The following is a 16,078-nucleotide window of genomic DNA, read 5'->3' on the forward strand; positions in this document are numbered from 1 at the left end:
CGATGTTCCTAAGAACGGCCAACCGCCGCCGAAAGCTCCGAATCCATGAAGAACGAACCCAAGATCACCCCCGAGCTGATCGCCGCCCACGGGCTCAAGCCCGACGAGTATGAGCGCATCCTGAAGCTGATCGGGCGGGAACCGACCTTCACCGAGCTCGGCATCTTCTCGGCGATGTGGAACGAGCACTGCTCGTACAAATCCTCGCGTCTGCATCTGAAGGGGCTGCCGACGAAAGCGCCCTGGGTGATCCAGGGCCCGGGCGAGAACGCCGGCGTGATCGACATCGGCGACGGCCAGGCCGTGGTCTTCAAGATGGAGAGCCACAACCACCCGAGCTACATCGAGCCCTACCAGGGCGCGACCACCGGCGTCGGCGGCATCTTGCGCGACGTCTTCACCATGGGTGCGCGCCCCATCGCCTGCCTCAATGCGCTGAGTTTTGGCGCGCCCGAGCATGCCAGGACGCGGCATCTCGTTTCCGGCGTCGTTGCCGGTGTCGGCGGCTACGGCAATTCCTTCGGCGTGCCGACGGTCGGCGGCCAGGTGCGATTCCACACCCGCTATGACGGCAACATCCTCGTCAACGCAATGGCGGTTGGCCTCGCCGACACCGACAAGATCTTCTATGCGGCGGCCTCGGGCGTGAACATGCCGATCGTCTATCTCGGCTCCAAGACGGGCCGGGACGGCATCCACGGCGCCTCGATGGCCTCGGCCGAGTTCGACGACAAGTCCGAGGAGAAGCGCCCGACCGTGCAGGTCGGCGATCCCTTCGCCGAGAAGCTTTTGCTCGAGGCCTGCCTCGAGATCATGGAAGCCGATTGCGTCATCGCGATCCAGGACATGGGCGCGGCGGGGCTGACCTGTTCGGCGGTCGAGATGGGCGCCAAGGGCGACCTCGGCGTCGACCTCGATCTCGACGCGGTGCCGACCCGCGAGACCGGCATGAGCGCCTACGAGATGATGCTCTCGGAAAGCCAGGAGCGCATGCTCATGGTGCTCAAGCCCGAGAAGGAAAAGGAAGCCGAAGCGATCTTCAAGAAATGGGGCCTCGACTTTGCCGTCGTCGGCTACACCACGCCGACCAAGCGTTTCGTGGTCAAGCATGGCGGCGACGTCATGGCCGATCTGCCGATCAAGGAGCTCGGCGACGAGGCACCGCTCTATGACCGTCCGCATGTCCCCTCCGCCGCGCTGCCGGTTGTGCACGCGCGCGAGGTGCCGGCGCCGATGGGCCTCGGTGCCGCGCTGGAGAAGCTGATCGGCACGCCCGACATGTGCAGCAAGCGCTGGGTCTGGGAGCAGTATGACCACGTCATCCTCGGCAACACCATGCAGCGCCCCGGCGGCGATGCTGCTGTGGTGCGCGTGCAGGATGGGCCGAAGGGGCTGGCGCTGACCGTCGACGTCACGCCGCGCTATTGCGAGGCCGATCCTTATCAGGGTGGCATGCAGGCGGTGGCGGAAGCCTGGCGCAACATCACGGCCGTTGGCGGCAAGCCGCTGGCGATCACCGACAATCTCAATTTCGGCAATCCTGAGCGGCCCGAGATCATGGGCCAGTTCGTCGGCTGCTTGAAGGGAATCTCGGAAGCGTGCCGCACGCTCGACTTCCCGGTCGTCTCCGGCAACGTCTCGCTCTACAACGAGACCAACGGCCGCGCGATCCTGCCGACGCCCTCGATCGGCGGTGTCGGCCTGCTCGACGATTTCACCAAGTCGGCGTCGCTGGCCTTTAAGGCCGAGGGCGAGGCGATCCTGCTGATCGGCGACACCCATGGCTGGCTCGGCCAGTCCGTCTATCTGCGCGATATCTGCGGTCGCGAAGAGGGCGCACCGCCGCCGGTCGATCTCGCCGCCGAGAAGCGCAACGGTGATTGCGTGCGCGGCATGATTCATGCGGGCACCGCGACCGCCGTGCATGATCTCTCGGATGGCGGCCTCCTGATCGCGCTCGCGGAGATGGCGATGGCGAGCGGCATCGGTGCGAAGCTGCTGGCGGCACCGACCTCGCTCGTCCCGCAGGCCTATTGGTTCGGCGAGGACCAGGCCCGCTATCTCGTCACCGTGCCGGAAACGGAGGCCGGCCGCGTGCTCGCAAAAATGCGCGGCTGCGAGGTGCCGTGCGTGCGGATCGGTACGACGGGTGGCGATGCGATCGCGATCGCGGGCGAAGCGCCGGTTGCGATCGATACGCTCAGGACATCGTTTGAGCGCTGGTTGCCGGAGTATATGGGCGGGAAGGCGGCCTGAGCTGCTGCCAAACACTCCGTCATTGCGAGCGCAGCGAAGCAATCCAGTCTTTCCGCGGAGGAAATCTGGATTGCTTCGTCGCAAGGGCTCCTCGCAATGACGCGTTAAGAGACCTTGGCCTCACAACACGTGCGAGGCGCCCGGAATTTTGCGCAGCGCCGCCGTCAGGCTCCAGCTCAGCATCACCGTGAGCACGAATCCAATCGCTGCTTTCACGATCGCCGGCAGGCTGGTGTCGTACAGCGCATATTGGATCCACAGCGCGATCGGATAGTGCACCAGGAACATGCCGTAGGCATCCCCCTGCATGCGGTCGAGCAGGTTCGGGCCCGGCGCCTTCGAATGCAGGAAGAAGGCGAGGATCGCGAGCAGGATTCCGGCAGAGAACAGCACGAAGAACGTGCCGTAGAGCGCCTGATACCAGTGCGGCTGAGGGTCTGGATTCCCCAAAACATCGCGCTTGATGTAGATCATCACCCACATCAGGCAGTAAGGGATCAGCGTGGCGATCACCCATAGCCAGCGGCTTTTCGGCAGCTGGCCGTCGGCGCTGAGGATACCGCGATCGAAATTCGCAGCACCGACGCTGACGCCGATGAAGAAATAGGCGAAGTAAAGCAGGACGCGGCTCGCCTGCACCGAGAACGGCCCGAACTCGAACCATCTGCTGCCGCCGAAATAAATCAGCGCCGGTACGTAGGCGATGATCGAAACGACAGCGAGCGTCAGCCAGAATACGAACGGCTGGTCAAATCCGCGCAGCGAGACGCGGTTACCGGGATCGACCAGATGCGCAGAGACCCGGTAGAGCAGGCTCGCGGTCAGGTCGAAGGCCAGCAGCACCCACACGAACCAGATCGGGCCGCTCGGCCATGGGCCCACGGTGATGGTCTTCCACCAGAACGCTGCGAAGGTCAGCTCGGGATCGGCCCGCAGCGCGATCGCGTAATAGGCGAGCGGAATAACGGTGAACGCCGCGATCGCGAACGGCAGCCCGAGCCGCAGCAGGCGATCGCGCAGGAAGACTGACGGCGCCTTGCGCGCGATGCCGGGCCAGGTGAACAGTCCCGACAGGAAGAAGAACATCGCCATGAAGAAGCTGTCGGTGGCGAGCACGACGACGTCGAAGCCGATCCAGGAGGCGGGATCGGTGTGACCGAAATAGGTGTAGGGAATGACGGCGTGATGCAGCAGCACCACCAGCGTCAGGAAGGTGCGGGCGCGGTCCAGCGACAGGTTGCGCGCCTTGCTCTTCGGCGCCGCATGAGCCTCAGCGCCCACAGTCGCTGAATGTGAGATCGTGATCATGGTCGCCCGGTCGTGTCCTGCCCCTGGGAATGTTGCCGCCGGGCCCTCGATTCAGCAAGGCCCTTGAAGTCGCGGGCGCATCCTTACGGCAGTGCAGTAGAAATTGGAACCGGCCGCTCGGTTGGGAAGTTGAAGAAGGCACGGATAATTCAACGACCGCCGGTCTGGAGCTGGGCAATGACGATCCTGAAATGGGCGCTGATCTTTTTACTGATCTCGATCGTGGCCGGCGTGCTCGGCTTCACCGGCCTCTCGGCCGCCTCCGCCGATATCGCCCGTTTCCTGTTCTACGTCTTCGTCGTGATCTTCCTGGTGCTGCTGGTGCTGGGGCTCACGATCTTCAGGGCGTAGCCGAGCTTCGCATAGACAGTCGGCCGTCACGCCCGGGCTTGTCCCGCCTGCGCGGCCGAAGCCGCTTCGGCGCGGCGAAGGCCCGGGCATCCACGATCTTTCTTCCGGTAGCCAAGAACGTGGATGGCCGGGACGAGGCCCGGCCATGACGGCGGCGTACGGCTACGTGCGCTAGCCTACTTCCTCGATCTTCACCTTGTCCGGATAGAAGGCGAGATGGCCGGAAATCTCCGTCATCGCGGGGAAGGGGGTCTCATAGGTCCAGATCGCGTTGTCGAGCGTCTTGCCGTCGGCCTTGACGCTGTAATAGCTCGCATCGCCCTTATAAGGGCAATGGGTGACGCGTTCGGTGCGCTCCAGCAGGGCCATGTTGGCGTCCTCCCGCGGCACATATTGCACCGCCGGATATTTAGCCTCCTTCAAGATCAGCGCCTTGCTGGTCTCGGCGATCACGACGTCGCCGGCCGTGACCCGGACGCGCCTCGGGTTCTGGGTGATGGTGATGGGGTGGTCGGGCCCTGGGAGCTTCATGACTTCACGCCTTTTCGATCAATCTACCGCGCGCGGCACTTTGTCGTGCCTTTATCCGGATCGGATCAGGGATATAGTGCCTGAAGGCGTGACGTAGAAGGCCATTCACGCTAAGTTTGGCCCTGCCGGCAAGTTTGGCTTAGCAGATCCGGACCCCGGCAAGCGATTCGACGACGAGGCTGGCTTGCGGCCGAGATCTTGCAGCCGAGATGAAGGAGCACGACCCGAATGCCCATGGACGCCCACGATATCGAGGCGATGATCAAGGCAGCGATCCCCGATGCCGAGGTGACCATCCGTGACCTCGCCGGTGACGGCGACCACTATGCCGCGACCGTGATCTCGGAATCCTTCCGCGGCAAGTCCCGCGTCCAGCAGCACCAGATCGTCTATCAGTCCCTGCAAGGCCAGATGGGCGGCGTGCTGCACGCGCTGGCGCTGCAAACCGGCATACCCGGCACCTGAGCTGACCAGCGCGACAGGGGGCGATGATGGCTGCGGATAATGCGCGCGGCGCGATGTTTCGCGTCATCCTGCCGAACCAGCCCAGCCGCGTCACCAATGCCGAGCTGTTCTTCGACCTGGTCTTCGTCTTCGCCGTCACGCAGGTGTCGCACACGCTGCTGCACCATTTCACGCCGCTCGGCGCTGTCGAGGTCACGCTGCTGTTTCTGGCGGTGTGGTGGGTGTGGGTCTACACCGCCTGGGTCACCAACTGGCTCAATCCCGAGCTGACGCCTGTCCGCATCCTGATCTTCCTGATGATGCTGGGCGGCCTCGTGCTGTCCACGACGATCCCGACCGCCTTCGACGGCCGAGGCCTCTGGTTTGCAATCGCCTATGCGACCATGCAGGTCGGACGCACCGCGTTCTGGCTGTTCGCAACCCCGCGCCACCGGACGCCTGTGCGGCACAATGCGATCCGCATCCTGGTCTGGCTGTCCGGCTCCGCGATCTTCTGGATCCTCGGCGGCCTCGCGCACGGAGAGGAGAGGCTGTGGTTCTGGATCGTGGCGCTGACGATCGAATACGTCTCGCCGGCGGTCCGCTTCTGGGTCCCGAAGCTCGGCTTCTCGTCGGTCGAGGCCTGGGCCGTCGAGGGCGGCCACATGGCCGAGCGCTGCGCCGGCTTCATCATCATCGCGCTCGGCGAAGCCGTCGTCGTCAACGGCGCAACCTTCGCCGAGCTGGACTGGACCGCGGACAACATTTTGGCTTTCCTCTCGTGCCTGGTCGGCGCCATTGCGATGTGGTGGGTTTATTTCCACAAGGGCGCGGAGGCTGGCTCAGAGCAGCTCTCGAAGTCCGCCGAATCCGGCCGGCTGGCGCGGCTTGCCTACACCTATCTGCACATGCCGATCGTCGCCGGCATCATCCTGACCGCGGTCTCGGACGAACTGGTGCTGAAGCATCCGACCGGCCATTCCGACGTCCGCACCATCGTCAGCACGATCGGTGGTCCCCTGGTGTTTTTGGTCGGCACCACCCTGTTCAAGCACGCGATCCGCGGCTTCCTCCAGCTCTCGCACGGCATCGGCATCGTCCTGCTTCTGGCGCTGAGCTACTTCGCCTCGGATCTGTCGCCGTTATGGCTGTCGGTGGCCACGAGCGTGATCATGATCGTGGTGGCGGTGTGGGAATCGGTGTCGTTGGGGACCAAAACCGAGGGATAGGCGAGGCATGCGGGGCCTCATCATTTTCGGCGTCGCGGTGGCGGCAATATTGATCATCGAGGAGGCCACGCAGGGATCGGTGCTTGGCCAAGGCCCGTCGGCTTGCCGGGCTATCGGGGGCAAGCCTGCGATCGGGCGCTGCGTAACGCCCGCCTGCTACTGGCAAGGCGATTGCGGACAGTGGGCGAACCCGACGCAGTGGCTCGATCGCCTCAAGCCGGGAGACCCGATCTCAAAGGTTGTTTTCTGGCTCGGCGATCCGCTCCAGCGCGACGGTGAGTATTTTTCCTGGTCTTGCGGGAAGCCGAACAGCCATACCTTCCGCGCCGTCATCCGGGATGAACGGCTGGTGATGCTGGAGCCATGCAAGCCTGAATGAAGGCTGCGGAGAGCGTTTACTCCGCCACCTCCAGCGCGTGCACCGAGAACATCGTCGCCGCATCCGTCCAGCTCTCGCGGACACGCCAGCCAGCGCCTTGCGCCAGTGCGGCGAAGCGGTCGAGGCTGTATTTGTAGCTGTTCTCGGTATGAATGCTTTCGCCCGGCCGGAACGAGAAATTGGTGCCGAGCAGGCGCACTGTCTGGCTCTTCTTGCTGATCAGGTGCATCTCGATCCGGTGTCGCTCGCGATTGTAGATCGCGCCATGGGTGAAGGCGGACAGATCGAAATTGCCGCCGAGCTCGCGGTTGATGCGCACGAGAACATTGAGGTTGAAGCGCGCGGTGACGCCGGCGGCATCGTTGTAGGCGTCGTGGAGCACGCGCTCTTCCTTTTCGAGGTCGGCGCCGATGATCATCTGCGCGCCTCGGCCCAGAATTGCGCGAGCGCTCCTCAGGAAGGCCTGGGCTTCATGCGGCTCGAAATTGCCGATGGTCGAACCCGGGAAGAAGCCGACCTTCGGCATCGATGCGACCGCCTTGGGCAGCTCGAACGGCGTGGTGAAGTCGGCGGCCACCGGATAGATGCCGAGCGAGGGAAAATCCCGCTTCAGGCCGTTGGCCTGCGCCTTCAGGAAGTCGCCGGAGATGTCGACGGGGACATAGGCCGCGAATCTGCATTGGTTGAGCAGCAGGCGGACCTTTGTGGTTGCACCCGCGCCGAACTCGACCAGTGCCGCATGCTCCGGAATGATCTTTGCGATCTCGCGGCCGCGTTCCTTCAGGATCGCAAGCTCCGTGCGTGTCGGGTAATATTCAGGCAGCCGCGTGATCGCCTCGAACAGCTCCGATCCGGTCGCGTCATAGAAATATTTCGGCGACAGTTTTTTGGGCTGCTGCGAGAGGTCCTCGATGGCCTCGCGGGCGAAGGCGGTGGTCTGCTCGTCGGGAAGATGGGCTTCGGCCAAAGCGCTGGCGTGCACATTCATGATACTCTCCTGAACGCGCTGTCCGGCGCGCATTGATCGTCGGATGAGAACTAGACGTAATCGGCGAGCCGCAGTCCGGTGAACTGCCAGCGATGGTGCGGATAGAAAAAGTTGCGATAAGTAATACGGCTGTGGTCTTCGGGAGTTGCCAGCGAGGAGCCACGCAGCACCAGCTGGTTGATCATGAACTTGCCGTTGTACTCGCCGAGCGCGCCTTCGATGGCGCGATAGCCGGGGTAGGGTGAGTATGAGCTGCGGGTCCACTGCCAGACGATGCCGAAGGCATCGTTGAGCTGGCCGGCGCGCACGGCGACCTCCCATTCCATCTCGGTCGGCAGATGCTTTCCGGCCCAGCGCGCGAACGCGTCGGCTTCGTAATAGCTGATGTGGCAGACAGGCGCGGCGGGATCGACCGGCTTGAGGCCGGCGAGCGTCATTACCTCCCATGCGCCATCGACCTCGCGCCAATGGCCCGGCGCCTGCCAGTCTTCCTTGCTGGCCGCGGCGAAGCCGTCCATCAACCAGAGCGTTGCCTTCGCGTAGCCGCCGTCGCGCATGAAGGCGAGCCACTCGGCGTTGGTGACGAGATTGCGGGCGACCTTGACGGGGCCGACGAGGGCACGGTGCGCCGGCTTCTCGTTGTCGAAATGAAAACTGTCGTCGACATGACCGACGGTATGGATGCCTTCGTTGAGCGTCAGCCAGTCGTCACCGGTGCGCGTCGCGGACGGGAAGCGCCAGTCCGGGTTGTAAGCCGGATAGACCGGGTTCTGTGCGAAGGCGTGCAGGATGTCGGTGAACATCAATTCCTGATGCTGCTGCTCGTGATTGAGCCCGACCTCGACCAGCGGTGCCAGGGCCTGGAGCTTGTCTTCGCTGGTTTCGCGGAAGAATTTGACGACCGCCGCATCGACATGGATGCGATAGGCCCCGACCTCGTTGGCGCTGGGACGGGTGATGTCACCACGATGATTGCGGGCATGACGGGGGCCGGCGCTGACGTAATAGGAATTGAACAGGAATGCGAAATCGGGATGGAAGGGCCGGTAGCCGGGGGCGTGCTCGCCGAGCAAAAATTGCTCCCAGAACCAGGTGGTGTGGGCCCGGTGCCATTTAGTGGGGCTCGCGTCCGGCATGGACTGGATCTGCTGGTCCTCCGGCGAGAGCGGGGCGGCCCGGCGCTCGGTCTCGTTGCGGACGGCGAGAAACGCGGCATCCAGCCGCCGGGCGAGGCTGCCCGGTTCAAAAGACGGTGACGAAAGCGGCGGACTGGCCGTAGCGGAGGCTTGTTTCGTCACGTTTTTCTCCAGACAGGACAAGAGAACGTTGTTGGCGTTGCCAGGTTCCAAAACCGGGGTTCGTCCTAGATAGGGGCTCCGTTACGGTATGAAAGTCCTCCCCGGTGATGATATTCGTGCCATCATGTAATGGGCCCGGCGCCCTCAGGACCGCTCGCCGGACCAGCCATCCTTGGGCTGTTCGCCGCCATTTTACTTTGGATGCACAACGGTTTGGGCTACATATATAGGGAAGGATCGGGTTAAATCGGCTGAGCCGGCCCGAAGCAATTGTTGGGGGCTCCGCCCCAGAAGGACACGGATATGAGCATCGCGGAATTCATCGCCAACGAAGTCAAGTCGAACGACGTGGTTCTGTTCATGAAGGGCACGCCGCAATTTCCGCAGTGCGGTTTCTCCGGCCAGGTCGTCCAGATCCTCGACCACATCGGCGTCGGCTATAAGGGCCTCAACGTCCTCGAATCCGGCGAACTGCGCGACGGCATCAAGACTTTTTCGAACTGGCCGACGATCCCCCAGCTCTATGTCAAGGGCGAGTTTGTCGGCGGCTGCGACATCATCCGCGAGATGTTCCAGGCCGGCGAATTGCAGCAGCTGTTGTCCGAGAAGGGCGTTGCAGTCGCGGCCTGATAAATGACCTCGCTGTCGCGCCGCATTGGCGGTGCGGAGCTGGAGGTCATTGTTGCTGACATCACGACACTGAGCGTTGACGCCATCGTCAACGCGGCCAACACGTCGCTCCTTGGCGGGGGCGGCGTGGATGGTGCGATCCATCGGGCGGCCGGGCCAGACCTGGTGGCCGAATGCCGTATGCTCCACGGTTGCAAGACGGGCGATGCCAAGATCACCAAAGGTTACCGGCTCAAGGCCGCGCATGTCATCCATACCGTCGGTCCGGTCTGGAACGGCGGCACAATCGGCGAGGACGACCTGCTCGCCTCCTGCTATCGCCGTTCGATGGAGCTGTGCGGCAAGCACGGACTGACATCGGTGGCATTTCCGGCTATTTCGACCGGCATTTTCCGCTTTCCCGCCGACCGGGCCGCGAAGATTGCGATCCATACGACCATTGACGCTCTGCCGGCTGCGCCTTCGGTCGGCCATGTCATATTTTGTTGCTTCTCCGAGGCAAGCGCCGCTCTCCACACGGACGTTTTGGCGCGCTACGGCAGCCCTTGTGCCTGATAACGGCGTCAGTACACTCCGCCCGCCCATGTTCCGGGGAGGGGATATGATTTTACGTTCTGGACTGCGCTCGTTCGCCTGCGGAGCGCTTGTATCGCTCGGCGCGATGTCATTCGTGCGCGCCGAGGGAACCTACGAGATTCCAGCCGGCGCGCATTTCAATCAGGAGAAGCTCGCCAAGATCAGCGAGTTCTTCAAGAACGAGGTCGCCACCGGCAAGATCGCCGGCGCAACCGTGCTGATCAAGCAGGGTGGCAAGCCGGTCTTCCGCGAAGCCTTCGGCGTGCAGGACGTCGCCAGCAAGGCGCCGATCACCGACAAGACGATCTTCCGCCTGTTCTCGATGAGCAAGGCGATCACCTCGGTGGTCGCGGTGCAATTGATCGAGGACGGCAAGATCAAGCTCGACGATCCCGTCTCGAAATACATTCCTTCGTTTGCCAATGTGAAAGTCGGCGTCGAGAAGAAGGCCGATGACGGCACCAAGTCGCTCGAGCTCGTGCCGCCTGATCGCCCGATGACGGTGCACGATTTGATGACGCACACGTCAGGCGTCACCTATGGCTTCTATGGCGATAGCCTGGTCCGCAAGGCTTATCGCGATGCCAATATCTATGCCGGCGATTTCGACCTCGCCGAGTTCGCCGAGCGCATCGCAAAATTGCCGCTGCACAATCAGCCTGGCGCATTGTGGCAATACGGCCATTCCACCGACATTTTGGCGCGCGTCATGGAGATCGCGGCCGGCAAGCCGCTGATCGACATCGAGCGGGAGAAACTGCTCGATCCCCTCGGCATGGTCGACACCGGCTTTTTCGTCACCGCTCCCGAGAAGCAGAAGCTGCTGGCGCAGCCGGTGCCGAACGACAGCGATTTCCGGGTCGGCCGGATCAACGATCCGACCGTCGTCAAGAAGATCCAGTTCGCAAGCGGCGGCATGGTTACGACCATGGCTGACTATGAGCGCTTCACGCAGATGCTGCTCAACGGCGGTACCCTCGACGGCAAGACGATCCTAAAGCCCGAGACGTTCAAGCTGATGACGACCGACCAGATTGGTCCGGGCTCCGGCGTCGATCGCGATTATTTCTACTTCCCGGGCGACGGCTTCGGCTTCGGCCTCGGCCTCGCGGTCCGCACTGACCCCGGCAACGCAAAACCGCCGCCGCCAGGGGATCTCGGGGAATTGAAATGGGACGGCGCCTCCGGCTGCTATTTCGTGATCGACCCCAAGCAGGACATGTTCTTTGTCCTGCTGGAGCAGACCCCGACCGAGCGCCAGCGCGTGCAGCGGACATTGAAGCAGTTGGTCTATGAAGCCATGGAGAAGTGACATGAACGGGCGCCGCGTGCTGATCGCGGCGCTCGTTCTTCTGTTCGGCGTCGTCGGTGTGCAAGCGGGCTCCGAGCAGCGCGCCCACAATATTTCGCAAGAAGGCCTGGCAAAGGTTTCCGACTACATCCGGAACGAGGTCGCGACCGGGAAGATTCCGGGGGCCATTCTGTTGCTCCAGCAGCACGGCAAGCCGGTCTATTACGAGAATTTCGGTGTCCGCGACGTCGCGACCGAGATATCGATGAGCGCAGATACCATCTTCCGGCTCTATTCAATGTCGAAGCCGATCACATCAGTCATGGCGATGATGCTGGTCGAGGAGGGCAAGCTCTCGCTCGACGATCCCGTCTCCAGATACATTCCCGCCTTCGCCGGCATGAAGGTCGGCGTCGAAAAGAAGGCCGAGGACGGTAAGATCGCGCTTGCGCTCGAAGCGCTCGAGCATTCTATCACAATCAAGGATCTGCTCCGCCATACCGCAGGGCTGCCGTACGGCTATTACGGCGGAGAGTTGGTGAACAAGCTTTATGCCGACGCGGGTCTCTTCAACAACGGCGATTCGACCAATGCCGAGTTCGTCGCGAAGATCACTGCGTTGCCGCTCGCCGAACAGCCCGGCACGAAGTGGGATTACGGCCACGCCACCGATGTGCTCGGCCGCATCGTCGAGGTGATCTCGGGAAAGACGCTGCTCCAGTTCGAGAAGGAGCGGCTGCTCGATCCACTCGGCATGACCGAGACCGCGTTCTTCGTCGCCGATCCCGCCAAATTCCCACGCATTGCCGAGCCGATGCCGGGGGACCGCAACATCAATCCGACGACGCAGGTTCGCGATATCAGGCGGCCGGTGAAGTGGGAGTCGGGCGGCGGCGGCATGGTCGGTACTGTCGGCGATTACGCCCGGTTCGCGCAGATGCTGCTGAACGGCGGCAGCTATGACGGCCGGCGTTACCTCAAGCCCGAGACCATCGCGCTGATGGCATCGGACCATATCGGGCCCGAGACCAAGATCGCACGCGACCAGAACTATTATCCGGGCGCAACCAGCGGCTTCGGTCTCGGTTTTGCCGTGCGCACCTCCGTGCCGCCGGCGACCTCCTGGCCGCTCGGCGAGTATCGCTGGGACGGCGTCGGGGGCACGTTCTTCTTCATCGATCCCGAAGACGATCTGTTCGGGGTCTTCATGGTGCAGACGCCGTCGCAGCGCGGCCGGATACAACTGGCGCTGAAGACGCTGATCTATCAGGCGATGGGGCGGTGACTACGCCCCGCGCACGATCTCGCGCACGTAGCCGATCATCTCCTCGACTTGGCCCGCATTGACGTCGAGATGGGTGCAGGCGCGGATGCGGCCGTCCATCATCGCGAGCGTGACGCCGCGCTGGCGCAACGCTGCGACCATCTTGTCGCCGGCAATTCCGGCGCCATCGGGTTTGAAGAACACGAGGTTGGTCTCGGGTTCCTGCACCTCGACACCTGCGATCTGCGACAGCCCGCGGGCGAGCGCGCGCGCATTGGCGTGATCGTCGGCGAGGCGATCGACGTGATGATCGAGCGCGTAGATGCAGGCGGCCGCGCAGATCCCGGCCTGCCGCATCGAGCCGCCGAGACGCTGCTTCCACTGCCACACCGCATCGATGAAGGCGCGCGAGCCCGCAAGCACGCCGCCGATTGGCGCGCCCAGGCCCTTGGAGAAATCGATCCAGGCCGAATCCCAGCCCGCGGTCATGTCGCGCGGGGAGATGCCGCTCGCGACGGTCGCGTTCAGAAGGCGCGCGCCGTCCATGTGGGTGACGAGACCATGTTGTTTGGCGATCGCGACGATCTCGTCGAGCGCGGCCTTCTTCCAGATCGTGCCACCGCCGATATTGGCGGTCTGCTCGACGCTGACGACCGTCTGCGCCGCTTGGTAGCGCGTGCGCGGATGTAGTGCCTTGCGAAAGGTCTCCGGCGTGAACTGGCCGTCGGCGCCCTTGAGCTGTGTCACCTGAAAACCGCCGATCGCGGCATGCGCGCCGCCTTCGCGGGCGATGATGTGTGCGCTCTCATGCGCCAGGATCTCGTCGCCGGGACGGCAATGCACCAGCGTCGCGGTGACGTTGCACATCGTGCCCGAGGGCATGTAGACGGCGGCTTCCTTGCCGAGCAAATCCGCCACGCGCTCGCACAGCGTATTCACGGTCGGGTCGTCGCCGACCTGCTCGTCGCCGACCTCCGCCCGCGCCATCGCCTCGCGCATCGCAGCCGTTGGCTTGGTCTGCGTGTCCGAGAGCAGATTGATGCGCACCGGCGGCGTCTTGGGATCGATCGGAGGAGGGGTGTAGAGCATGGCTGATCTCGTCATCTGGTCGAACAATGCGACGTATTGCGTGCGTGTCCTGATGACCTGTACTAGCCACGAGAACGTTGAGCGACGCGCAGTCGCGCGGCGAGGAGGATTTCGTCTGGGGTGTCCGCCGTGAAGATATTGCAATCTGGCTGGGCGAACAGCCCCTGATATCGGCAGAGCTGCTCATCGCGGGAGGGGGTCTCCCACGTTCGAAGCGCTGCTTCGGTCGGCGCTGCCGAAGGCAGAGTGTTGGCGAACTGGTCGTCCATGCGAGACATCGATGACACGCTACCAAACAAAAAGGCCCCAGAAAACTGGGGCCTTTGAGCAATGGAACGCGGAGATATCAGCGCGAATAGAATTCGACGACCAGATGCGGCTCCATCTGCACCGGGAACGGCACGTCGGAGAGGTGGGGGATGCGCACGTATTTCGCGGTCATCTTGCCGTGGTCGACTTCGAGATAATCGGGGGTGTCACGCTCGGGGAGCTGGCTGGCTTCGAGGACGTGGGCGAGCTGCTTGGAGGCTTCCTTGACCTCGATCACGTCGCCGATCTTGACCAGATAGCTCGAGATGTTGACCTTGCGGCCGTTCACCTTGACGTGGCCGTGGTTGATGAACTGGCGCGCGGCGAAGATCGTCGAGACGAACTTGGCGCGGTACACGACCGCGTCGAGACGGCGCTCGAGCAGGCCGATCAGGTTCTCGCCGGTGTCACCCTTGAGGCGGCTGGCCTCGACATAGATGCTGTGGAACTGGCGCTCGCTGATGTTGGCGTAGTAGCCCTTCAGCTTCTGCTTGGCGCGCAGCTGCACGCCGAAGTCGGAGAGCTTGCCCTTGCGGCGCTGACCGTGCTGGCCGGGGCCGTATTCGCGGCGGTTGACGGGGCTCTTCGGGCGGCCCCAGATGTTCTGGCCCATACGGCGGTCGAGTTTGTACTTGGCTTCACTGCGCTTAGTCATCGCGTCCTCGAGAGGTTCATGGTTTGAGGAAACGCGCCCTCCTGTGTGACGGGCAAGCCCGGCACTGACAGGTCCGATCCCAAAGCTTAAGGGAGTGGACCACGGGTCGCGAAACGCTTCGCGGGCCGAAATCGGCCCGCGAGCAAGCGGCTTTTAGGGGAGTTTGGGGTTCGCTGTCAATGCGAATGGCCCCGGAATCAGGTCCCGACCGCCCGGATCGGCTTTGACCCCGCTGCCCGTAATTCGGCAGCGATTTCAGTATTCAGGATCTGTTCCAGCCGGGTCAGGACCCGGGCGATGGGGGCAGCATCGGTAACCCGGTGGTCCCAGCGGATCACGACATGGATGGTCTGGTCCGGCTCGACCACCCCATAGCTGACGATGTAGGGGCCGGGGGTGATCGGGTGGAGCTCGCCACCGCCATAGGCAGCTACCGAACTCACCGCAAAACTGCCGAACCAATTGCCGCGCTGGCGGCCGAAATTCAGCCCGATCGCCCAGGACAGGCGCCGCAGCGGCAGCGGCAGGCGGGTCGCCCGCATGATCTTGCGGAACATCGGGATTTCATCGATCGGTGCCGTCTTGGCGTGCCGGATCTCGGCATCGATCGCGGCCAGCACCATGGCCTCGGGGCCTGCGATTCGCTGCAGCAGCACGCATTCCTCACCGTCCTCGACCCGGGCGATGGCGACCGAGGCTACGCTCTTCGGCAGCTCGTAGAGCGACGGCCAGGGCCATTTGGCATAGACGGTGCGCAGGACCGGCTCGTCCCTGGCGACCAGGGCGAAGGCCTTGACGAACATCGCGGCCCAGCCGGCGGGCGCCATCGCGCCCGCGCGGGCCTCCAGCAGGGGGCGGATATTGAGCGAACGGGAGAGTGAGACGAACGGCACGTCCATCGACGCGCGCATGAGATCGATAATCAGGCGGCGCGGCAGCGAAATGGTCTTGGCTTTCCCGCGCATCGCGCTTCGGTTCCCGAGGATTAAAATCTGTGCAGCGAGCGGGTTCCCCGCTCGCCGCTTGCTGTAGCACGAACCAACCCGCTTGGGGCCGGTCGGTTCGGCCTTATCAGGGCGCCGGCGAGGCCAGCGGTTTGGTCTTGTCGACGACGTAAACGCCAAGCACTTTCATGGCCTTGTCGCCGTGAGCCTTGGCGTCGTGCACGACCCCTGCCGGGATCTGGTAGGAATCACCAGGTTTCAGGGCTTTCTCCGGCTGGCCGTCGATGAGAAGATTCAGCTCGCCTTCGAGCACGTAGCCGGTCTCGATTCCCGGATGGGTATGGCGTCCCGCCGCGCCGCCCGCAGGGACTTCCGCGATGGCGGTGATGGTGTTGTAGCCGTCCGGAAATTCGACCTTCTGGAGTGGGGTGCGTTTGATGCCGGGCTGCTGGGCGAAGGCGGCAACGGCAAGGCCGGTGAAGGCAAGCGCGAGCAAAGTCTTTTTGAGCATGGTTTTTCCTCCCTGGAACGACTGA

The 16,078-nt window shown here is 63.4% G+C and carries 18 protein-coding genes; 9 read left to right on the forward strand and 9 right to left on the reverse strand.

Annotated elements, in window-relative coordinates; genetic code table 11:
• Nucleotides 1-45 precede the first annotated feature (45 nt).
• Nucleotides 46-2,256 carry a phosphoribosylformylglycinamidine synthase subunit PurL gene (gene purL / locus BMW89_RS17265; protein ID WP_092028194.1) on the forward strand — a complete coding sequence of 737 codons (2,211 nt, stop codon included), beginning with the start codon at nucleotides 46-48 and terminating at the stop codon, nucleotides 2,254-2,256.
• 120 nt (nucleotides 2,257-2,376) lie between these two features.
• Here the strand turns inward: purL and BMW89_RS17270 are convergent, their stop codons facing one another.
• On the reverse strand, nucleotides 2,377-3,564 hold the full coding sequence (locus BMW89_RS17270) for an acyltransferase family protein (protein ID WP_092028195.1): 1,188 nt from the start codon (nucleotides 3,562-3,564) through the stop codon (nucleotides 2,377-2,379).
• A 177-nt stretch (nucleotides 3,565-3,741) separates the two neighbouring features.
• Here BMW89_RS17270 and BMW89_RS17275 point away from each other — a divergent pair, with 177 nt between their 5' ends.
• Nucleotides 3,742-3,915 (forward strand): DUF1328 domain-containing protein, encoded by a 174-nt coding sequence (locus tag BMW89_RS17275; RefSeq protein ID WP_092028196.1) that lies wholly within the window; start codon nucleotides 3,742-3,744, stop codon nucleotides 3,913-3,915.
• A 171-nt stretch (nucleotides 3,916-4,086) separates the two neighbouring features.
• Here BMW89_RS17275 and BMW89_RS17280 read toward each other — a convergent pair whose 3' ends face one another.
• Nucleotides 4,087-4,446 carry a DUF427 domain-containing protein gene (locus BMW89_RS17280; RefSeq protein ID WP_092028197.1) on the reverse strand — a complete coding sequence of 120 codons (360 nt, stop codon included), beginning with the start codon at nucleotides 4,444-4,446 and terminating at the stop codon, nucleotides 4,087-4,089.
• A gap of 228 nt (nucleotides 4,447-4,674) precedes the next feature.
• Between BMW89_RS17280 and BMW89_RS17285 the strand changes: the two genes are divergently transcribed.
• The 3 genes from BMW89_RS17285 to BMW89_RS17295 are packed head-to-tail and all read left to right on the forward strand — an operon-like array spanning nucleotide 4,675 to nucleotide 6,498.
• Nucleotides 4,675-4,911, forward strand: a complete 237-nt coding sequence (locus tag BMW89_RS17285; RefSeq protein ID WP_092028198.1) for a BolA/IbaG family iron-sulfur metabolism protein — start codon at nucleotides 4,675-4,677, stop codon at nucleotides 4,909-4,911.
• 26 nt (nucleotides 4,912-4,937) lie between these two features.
• Nucleotides 4,938-6,119 (forward strand): low temperature requirement protein A, encoded by a 1,182-nt coding sequence (locus tag BMW89_RS17290; RefSeq protein ID WP_177196112.1) that lies wholly within the window; start codon nucleotides 4,938-4,940, stop codon nucleotides 6,117-6,119.
• Between the two features lie 7 nt (nucleotides 6,120-6,126).
• A complete protein-coding gene (locus tag BMW89_RS17295; RefSeq protein ID WP_092028200.1) occupies nucleotides 6,127-6,498 on the forward strand; it encodes a hypothetical protein in 372 nt (123 codons plus the stop codon).
• Nucleotides 6,499-6,514: 16 nt separating this feature from the next.
• On the opposite strand, the gene egtD is transcribed toward BMW89_RS17295, so the two are convergent.
• Both egtD and egtB read right to left on the reverse strand, forming a co-directional pair.
• Nucleotides 6,515-7,486, reverse strand: coding sequence for an L-histidine N(alpha)-methyltransferase (gene egtD, locus BMW89_RS17300; RefSeq protein ID WP_177196113.1), 972 nt, complete (start codon nucleotides 7,484-7,486; stop codon nucleotides 6,515-6,517).
• Nucleotides 7,487-7,536: 50 nt separating this feature from the next.
• The gene (gene egtB / locus BMW89_RS17305; protein ID WP_177196114.1) at nucleotides 7,537-8,835 is read right to left on the reverse strand and encodes an ergothioneine biosynthesis protein EgtB; all 1,299 of its coding nucleotides are present in this window, start codon (nucleotides 8,833-8,835) and stop codon (nucleotides 7,537-7,539) included.
• Nucleotides 8,836-9,087: 252 nt separating this feature from the next.
• Between egtB and grxD the strand changes: the two genes are divergently transcribed.
• From grxD to BMW89_RS17325, 4 genes are read left to right on the forward strand one after another with little or no spacing between them, the layout of a single operon-like run.
• The gene (gene grxD, locus BMW89_RS17310) at nucleotides 9,088-9,414 is read left to right on the forward strand and encodes a Grx4 family monothiol glutaredoxin (RefSeq protein ID WP_092028202.1); all 327 of its coding nucleotides are present in this window, start codon (nucleotides 9,088-9,090) and stop codon (nucleotides 9,412-9,414) included.
• A gap of 3 nt (nucleotides 9,415-9,417) precedes the next feature.
• Complete coding sequence (locus tag BMW89_RS17315) at nucleotides 9,418-9,969, forward strand: O-acetyl-ADP-ribose deacetylase (protein WP_092028203.1); 552 nt, start codon at nucleotides 9,418-9,420, stop codon at nucleotides 9,967-9,969.
• A gap of 46 nt (nucleotides 9,970-10,015) precedes the next feature.
• On the forward strand, nucleotides 10,016-11,302 hold the full coding sequence (locus BMW89_RS17320; protein WP_177196115.1) for a serine hydrolase domain-containing protein: 1,287 nt from the start codon (nucleotides 10,016-10,018) through the stop codon (nucleotides 11,300-11,302).
• A gap of 1 nt (nucleotide 11,303) precedes the next feature.
• Complete coding sequence (locus tag BMW89_RS17325; RefSeq protein WP_177196116.1) at nucleotides 11,304-12,566, forward strand: serine hydrolase domain-containing protein; 1,263 nt, start codon at nucleotides 11,304-11,306, stop codon at nucleotides 12,564-12,566.
• Here BMW89_RS17325 and BMW89_RS17330 read toward each other — a convergent pair whose 3' ends face one another.
• The 5 genes from BMW89_RS17330 to BMW89_RS17350 form a co-directional block, all read right to left on the reverse strand.
• Entirely contained in the window at nucleotides 12,567-13,634 is a 1,068-nt protein-coding gene (locus BMW89_RS17330; protein ID WP_177196117.1) for a threonine aldolase family protein, read from the reverse strand.
• A 62-nt stretch (nucleotides 13,635-13,696) separates the two neighbouring features.
• Nucleotides 13,697-13,903 (reverse strand): hypothetical protein, encoded by a 207-nt coding sequence (locus BMW89_RS17335; RefSeq protein ID WP_244547614.1) that lies wholly within the window; start codon nucleotides 13,901-13,903, stop codon nucleotides 13,697-13,699.
• Between the two features lie 77 nt (nucleotides 13,904-13,980).
• Nucleotides 13,981-14,598, reverse strand: a complete 618-nt coding sequence (gene rpsD, locus BMW89_RS17340) for a 30S ribosomal protein S4 (protein WP_092028206.1) — start codon at nucleotides 14,596-14,598, stop codon at nucleotides 13,981-13,983.
• A gap of 197 nt (nucleotides 14,599-14,795) precedes the next feature.
• A complete protein-coding gene (locus BMW89_RS17345; RefSeq protein ID WP_092028207.1) occupies nucleotides 14,796-15,563 on the reverse strand; it encodes an acyltransferase in 768 nt (255 codons plus the stop codon).
• Between the two features lie 106 nt (nucleotides 15,564-15,669).
• The gene (locus BMW89_RS17350) at nucleotides 15,670-16,053 is read right to left on the reverse strand and encodes a cupin domain-containing protein (RefSeq protein WP_092028208.1); all 384 of its coding nucleotides are present in this window, start codon (nucleotides 16,051-16,053) and stop codon (nucleotides 15,670-15,672) included.
• Between the last annotated feature and the right edge of the window lie 25 nt (nucleotides 16,054-16,078).

Source organism: Bradyrhizobium sp. OK095 (genome assembly GCF_900109945.1).
GTDB lineage: Bacteria > Pseudomonadota > Alphaproteobacteria > Rhizobiales > Xanthobacteraceae > Bradyrhizobium.

Bases quoted from the DNA above. Each gene is read 5' to 3' on its own strand.
- purL (WP_092028194.1), top strand. From the start codon at position 46: ATGAAGAACGAACCCAAGATCACCCCCGAGCTGATCGCCGCCCACGGG.
- BMW89_RS17270 (WP_092028195.1), bottom strand. From the start codon at position 3,564: ATGATCACGATCTCACATTCAGCGACTGTGGGCGCTGAGGCTCATGCG.
- BMW89_RS17275 (WP_092028196.1), top strand. From the start codon at position 3,742: ATGACGATCCTGAAATGGGCGCTGATCTTTTTACTGATCTCGATCGTG.
- BMW89_RS17280 (WP_092028197.1), bottom strand. From the start codon at position 4,446: ATGAAGCTCCCAGGGCCCGACCACCCCATCACCATCACCCAGAACCCG.
- BMW89_RS17285 (WP_092028198.1), top strand. From the start codon at position 4,675: ATGCCCATGGACGCCCACGATATCGAGGCGATGATCAAGGCAGCGATC.
- BMW89_RS17290 (WP_177196112.1), top strand. From the start codon at position 4,938: ATGGCTGCGGATAATGCGCGCGGCGCGATGTTTCGCGTCATCCTGCCG.
- BMW89_RS17295 (WP_092028200.1), top strand. From the start codon at position 6,127: ATGCGGGGCCTCATCATTTTCGGCGTCGCGGTGGCGGCAATATTGATC.
- egtD (WP_177196113.1), bottom strand. From the start codon at position 7,486: ATGAATGTGCACGCCAGCGCTTTGGCCGAAGCCCATCTTCCCGACGAG.
- grxD (WP_092028202.1), top strand. From the start codon at position 9,088: ATGAGCATCGCGGAATTCATCGCCAACGAAGTCAAGTCGAACGACGTG.
- BMW89_RS17315 (WP_092028203.1), top strand. From the start codon at position 9,418: ATGACCTCGCTGTCGCGCCGCATTGGCGGTGCGGAGCTGGAGGTCATT.
- BMW89_RS17320 (WP_177196115.1), top strand. From the start codon at position 10,016: ATGATTTTACGTTCTGGACTGCGCTCGTTCGCCTGCGGAGCGCTTGTA.
- BMW89_RS17325 (WP_177196116.1), top strand. From the start codon at position 11,304: ATGAACGGGCGCCGCGTGCTGATCGCGGCGCTCGTTCTTCTGTTCGGC.
- BMW89_RS17330 (WP_177196117.1), bottom strand. From the start codon at position 13,634: ATGCTCTACACCCCTCCTCCGATCGATCCCAAGACGCCGCCGGTGCGC.
- BMW89_RS17335 (WP_244547614.1), bottom strand. From the start codon at position 13,903: ATGGACGACCAGTTCGCCAACACTCTGCCTTCGGCAGCGCCGACCGAA.
- rpsD (WP_092028206.1), bottom strand. From the start codon at position 14,598: ATGACTAAGCGCAGTGAAGCCAAGTACAAACTCGACCGCCGTATGGGC.
- BMW89_RS17345 (WP_092028207.1), bottom strand. From the start codon at position 15,563: ATGCGCGGGAAAGCCAAGACCATTTCGCTGCCGCGCCGCCTGATTATC.
- BMW89_RS17350 (WP_092028208.1), bottom strand. From the start codon at position 16,053: ATGCTCAAAAAGACTTTGCTCGCGCTTGCCTTCACCGGCCTTGCCGTT.